General features: G+C 33.7%; 6 protein-coding genes. 2 read left to right on the top strand and 4 right to left on the bottom strand.

Features of this window, described 5'->3' with window-relative positions; genetic code table 11:
* Nucleotides 1–97: 97 nt before the first annotated feature.
* Nucleotides 98–1,480 (bottom strand): plasmid recombination protein, encoded by a 1,383-nt coding sequence (locus GHI45_RS11130; RefSeq protein ID WP_147780879.1) that lies wholly within the window; start codon nucleotides 1,478–1,480, stop codon nucleotides 98–100.
* Nucleotides 1,481–2,008: 528 nt separating this feature from the next.
* On the opposite strand from GHI45_RS11130, the gene GHI45_RS11125 reads away from it, so the two are divergent.
* On the top strand, nucleotides 2,009–2,812 hold the full coding sequence (locus tag GHI45_RS11125; RefSeq protein WP_147780878.1) for a hypothetical protein: 804 nt from the start codon (nucleotides 2,009–2,011) through the stop codon (nucleotides 2,810–2,812).
* Nucleotides 2,813–2,830: 18 nt separating this feature from the next.
* Nucleotides 2,831–3,223 (top strand): hypothetical protein, encoded by a 393-nt coding sequence (locus tag GHI45_RS11120; RefSeq protein WP_147780877.1) that lies wholly within the window; start codon nucleotides 2,831–2,833, stop codon nucleotides 3,221–3,223.
* Between the two features lie 152 nt (nucleotides 3,224–3,375).
* Here GHI45_RS11120 and GHI45_RS11115 read toward each other — a convergent pair whose 3' ends face one another.
* From GHI45_RS11115 to GHI45_RS11105, 3 genes are read right to left on the bottom strand one after another with little or no spacing between them, the layout of a single operon-like run.
* Complete coding sequence (locus GHI45_RS11115; protein WP_147780876.1) at nucleotides 3,376–3,825, bottom strand: selenium binding protein; 450 nt, start codon at nucleotides 3,823–3,825, stop codon at nucleotides 3,376–3,378.
* A 32-nt stretch (nucleotides 3,826–3,857) separates the two neighbouring features.
* The gene (locus tag GHI45_RS11110; RefSeq protein ID WP_147780875.1) at nucleotides 3,858–4,271 is read right to left on the bottom strand and encodes a helix-turn-helix domain-containing protein; all 414 of its coding nucleotides are present in this window, start codon (nucleotides 4,269–4,271) and stop codon (nucleotides 3,858–3,860) included.
* Nucleotides 4,264–5,037 carry a replication initiation protein gene (locus tag GHI45_RS11105; RefSeq protein ID WP_147780874.1) on the bottom strand — a complete coding sequence of 258 codons (774 nt, stop codon included), beginning with the start codon at nucleotides 5,035–5,037 and terminating at the stop codon, nucleotides 4,264–4,266. Before GHI45_RS11105 ends, GHI45_RS11110 begins: the two co-directional genes overlap by 8 nt.
* Nucleotides 5,038–5,166: the final 129 nt, after the last annotated feature.

Here is a 5,166-nt window from a genome sequence, read left to right as displayed (position 1 = left end):
AAAAAAAAAGGGATAGCCCTTTTTTTTTGCAAAGCAAAAATTCACCCTTGCAATAAAATGCTAACGCCCTTCGGTTGTCGATACCTTGTGCTCAGTTTTATAAAGAAAGTCCTCCTCTATCTTGACTATTTCGATATTGTTCAATCATGTTTTCTAGTTCTTCTTCGCCTGCTTCCGCAATTAATCTGGGAATTAACTCACTAAACGGCTCATTTATTTTTCTGCCGTCTGAAAATTCGCCAATCTGTCCCCCTTTTTCAATAAGTGTCTCTCTCCAACTCTCATCAACGCCTAAGTCGATTGCCATATCTGCTAAGTTGGTATTCTGTTCTTTCACTTTTTTGTTAAATTCATATTCTGCCAGTTCCAAATCATAGCCTTTCTCTTCAAGCTCATTTTCTTTATCAAGCAGTTGGTTAACTCTGCTGTGGAGATACTGCATTAATTGCTTTGCCTTTTGGTTAATCAGCTCAAAGACTTCTTTGAGCGCTAATTGAAATTGTCTAGGGAAGTCTCGGTCAATTTTTGCCTGGTATTGGCTTTCAAAAGAAGAGGCATCAAACTTAAAATCAGGCACTTCTTTTATCGTGAAGTCCCAATCTTCCTCCCATTTTGTATAAAGTTGATCTACGAGCTCATATTTTGCCTTCTGAGCGTCTTTATTTGCTTCTTCGATAATTTCCCTAGATTTTTCCTTCGCCACTTCTACGGTCTTTTTATAAGCTTCTACGCTCTCGTGCTGATTTGCTTTATTTCCCTCAACGAAATCAAAACTTTGACCAGCATTTTGATAGACTTCTTTCGCTATTTCCTTGATTCTCCCAAGATTATCTTCTCGCCACTGTTTGAAATTTTGTGAGTTATCTAGCTTTACTCTGCCTCGTTCTTTGACATTCTTTGCCTCAGCTGAAACTTCAAATGTTGCACCATACCCCATGTTTTCAAGTGCCTTATTCATCGAAACTTGCTTACTCATGCCTTTTCTCATGTTTTCGCCAACAGGGATAAAATTAACATGAGCATGTGGGTTAAGCTCGTCAAGGTGAATGATTGCGTTATAGACATACAGGTTAGGATTTTTGACTTGAAAATCAAGTACGGCTTGTTTTAATGTTTCGGCTCTAAGTTGCCATTCTTTTGTTTCCCAAACATGACACTGTTGTTCTTCAGCGATTTTTTCTAAACTTTGATAGTCGCCAATTTGCATGATGAATTCTTTTTGGTGATCTAATGTGCTATCCTTGACCTTTTGGAGATAGTTATTGATTTTTCTATCTTTCCGTTTTTGCTTTTTGTTGTACTCGTCTACTGCTTGTCCGAATAGTTTTTCATAACTTACTTTGATATTTTCTTGAATTAATACGATATTGTTACCCGACCGAGAAACATCAATATCAGCATTTGTATGCTTGTTAGTTTTTCGATTGTTATGGATGATTGAACTTGTGTTTCCAACGTGAATAGATATTGTGTTTTTCATCGCGAGCACTCCTTAAAATTTTACTCTAATTATAGCACGTTTTGCCAGTTGCTTCTGCCAGAAGGATAACTCAATATCCATTTGTCACTGCGTAACAAATTATTGAGGGCTGTCTGCCCGATTCCTAGCGGAAAGCTTAGCCAACAATTTGTTGGCTAAATGGGGCTTTTGCCCCAAACCCTAAGCAAGCAAAAAAGACAGATCCCCTGTCTTTCTTTGTTCTTGTTTTTCTACGAAAAAGCTCCGCCGGCAATTTCATTGAGAGCATTTCATGCGGAGGCTCTGCCGTGCTTGTCAGCAGGACTGCCTACTCGGCAAGAGCAAGCGTCGCACGCTTGACTGCTATTAGTAATATTGGTACAGTATTTCGGAACTTTTGACGATATACGCAATATAGAAGTAATTATATTTAACAAGAATTAATTTTTTCGTTCTGTATTCAGAACGAAAAAATTAATTCTTGTATTTTATGGTACAACTATGTTAAGAACACATTAAATGAATCATCTATTAGAAAAGGAGAAAATTATGAAAACAAAAAAATTTTTGGCTAGTTTTATTGTAAGCTCATCGGTTTTATTTCCCTTTGCAGTAGTGAGTGCAGATAGTAACAAAACCGACATTAGCATTTCAAATAACGGTGATGTTAGCTTGGTTATTCCAGAAGATGCAGATAAAGTATTAAAAAATACGGATAATCAAGTAAAGTATATTATTGGTGACGGGGCTACCCTTAATAATAATTCGGAAGATGTTAGTTTGTCTTCCCCTGTTGTAGTTGATACAAAAATAACAGACCAAACTGATGGTAGTACTACGGGAGTAACAACTTATGAGGCTGATTTAGCACAAGCAGAGGTGATTGAAAATGGAAATGACCAAAGCTTCAACTTGGGCAGTATTATATTATCACAACTTTTCGGCACAAAGGTTTTTGCAGACAATAATACCTATGTCAACAAGTGGGAAAAAACTTCAACAATAAAATTCTATGAAACAATATACTGGAAAACAACAGCTTCTTCGTCAGTTGTAACCAAAGTTACGGGTGGCTATCAAAATAGAGGAACAACTGCGTCAGATAGGCAGACAACAGTAACATCGTCCAGTGTTGAAATTGCTACTAGTGGTCCAAATACAAGTGGCAAGGGATTATATGTTCAGCAAATAAAAACTTGGAATCTTGGAACTAAGACAAGCTGGTCAATCTCCCCAGGTTACAAACCGATAAAAACTCCAGCTAGTAGCACCAGAGGGGGTGCAATTTATAGAGCGAATATCAAGCACGGAAATTCCAAGTGGTCTCTTACTCTAAGTCAACAAGTGTTTTAGAAAAAAGAGGTGTATAAAATGAAAAAAATATATTTAATAACAGGAATATTATATCTTTTATCTCTGTTGCTTCCCTTTTATTTTACCAGGCAAGAAGATAGCTTAAGACTGGTTTATAAAAATGGATACATCTATATCCTTAATTATTGGGAAGCTTTCTTAGTTACAATACTTTTAATTTTTATATCACTTCGAATAAAGGACAACGTTAATTATATTTTCCGCATTTTATCGCTTATTTCATTTGTATATTTTTATGCGATAATTCCAATCAGTGATTGGAACTCTGCCTTCCTACTTGATTTTAAACTAATGGGGATTGGTTATTCGATTAGTTTTGTTTTTGGCGCAGTTACAATATTCTTGATCACCTTTGGTAAAAAAGGTGGTAGAGCAATTGTAGAACAATAGATAATATTTTTTAATCATACAACAAGCTCATAACTTATAAGTTATGAGCCTGTTTATGTTTTATTAATTTCAGACAGCTTAGACGAGCTCACAACCAAAGACCATAACTTGCTTTGTTTTAGATAGAGGAATAAACTAAATTTTACTTATTATTAATAACCTCTAAATTTATGAAGCAGAGTTGATAAACGATCATTATCTTTAATAAAATTCATTAATATATCAGTTGTTATTATAAATTGATTTCCGTTTTTTTCTTTTGTTGCTAAAATTTGTTCTCCATACTGATCAGTAATTGCGAAGCTATGAATAATTCTATTCCTCATTTCACACAATTTATCGAAGAGGACATTTATTTTATTAGCTAAATCTTTATTTTCACTTGTTAGCCCCTCTCTTAGTAATGATTTTTTAGCTTGAGCAGCAACATTTCCGGAAGTCAAATCAATTAAACGATGCCAAGTATATTTTTTATAGTCATCATTATTTAATATATTTTCAATTATAAACGAGTTGTTGGAATTGAACACATATATAGCAGTGCCCAATAGCTCCCGATATTTTTTGTTTGCTAGAGATTGGTGAGTATAGTTTTCATACATTTATGTTCTCCTATTAATTTTAATATTTTTTATTAATTCCAAAAATGCCACCATTTTTTTCTTTTTTCTGTTTCTAAAAGAAGAGTCTTTTCTTCTAACATTTCTTGTGTTTTAAGTTGAAGTTGTTGCTGTTGGTCGAGTAACTTTTGCATTTCATTTTGAGAATCAACTAATTTTTTAATCTGTTCATCTTTTTCTTTTGAAGAATTTAACAAATCAACGTAGATATCATAATCGACAACTCTATTTGTTGTTTTATTGTCATTACCATATCCCATATTTTCCTTTATATTAAAGACATCTAATGGACTTAATATATATTTATTACCTTCTTTATTTGGCATTTTATTTGTCGGTAATTTGGCTATTATTTGTTGAATTCTTTGTTTACTAATCCCAAGACTATCTGACAAATCTTTAATAGTTATGAATCCTTTTTCAGACATTAACTTCTCCATTTATCCAGTTATTGTGTATTTCTACTTGAACCACTTTTCTACCACGGCTTGCTTGTAATAATTCAAGACTCATGTCATGTATTTTTAAGTTTATTTCGTTAATTGCTGGATTTAATATTTTATCTTTTAGTCTGCCATAGGTATAATCTTTTGGAGCTCCAAGCCACTCAATAAACTCAACAGGACTTCCTTGTATTACTGTTATAGCTTTTCCACGAGATTTATCTGCTTCTCTCATCAATTTGTAAAGTAGGATAGAGTATTTGCTTTTAAGTCTAACGGTATCATCTAAAAAATATTGAGTATAATTTCCTTTACCCTTGAGTTGTAAAAGATAGGGGGCAAAATCTCTATTAATTTTTAATTCAATTTGACCATTCTCCCAAACTTTAGCATACTCAAACCACCCTGTCATAGTTATAGAACGTTCTTTTTCATTGTAAATAAAAACATCTTTTTTTCTCATATTATTTAAACTTTCAGCAAGCTGAGAATAAGAACGGCCATTTCTCTTGAGACCCAAAACGTTTGATAATTCATACATTGATGTATGAATTACTGTGAATTCCAAGTCCTCGGGCTTTATTTTAGATACGACGTAGTCCATTATTTTTAATTCTCTGGCGCTCAGATCATGTCGAGCTTTAGTAATTAAATCATTATGTTCAGCAACTAAGAAGTATCTTTGCTGTTCAAAATCCTCTGAATTGAAATTCCTATCATTCTTCCATAATAACCGTTTTGTATCAGCCATATCGTCTCCTATGTTCATGTTTAATTAACACAATAACACAAAAAACACCAAATAACAAGGTTATTTCTATTTTTGGGGTTGATAGGTGTGCTTTTTGGGGTTGATAGGTGTGCTTTTTGGGGTTGATAG

It is taken from the genome of Lactococcus sp. dk101, assembly GCF_009601055.1.
Lineage (GTDB): Bacteria > Bacillota > Bacilli > Lactobacillales > Streptococcaceae > Lactococcus.
This window is presented reverse-complemented; position numbering and strand designations above follow the sequence as displayed.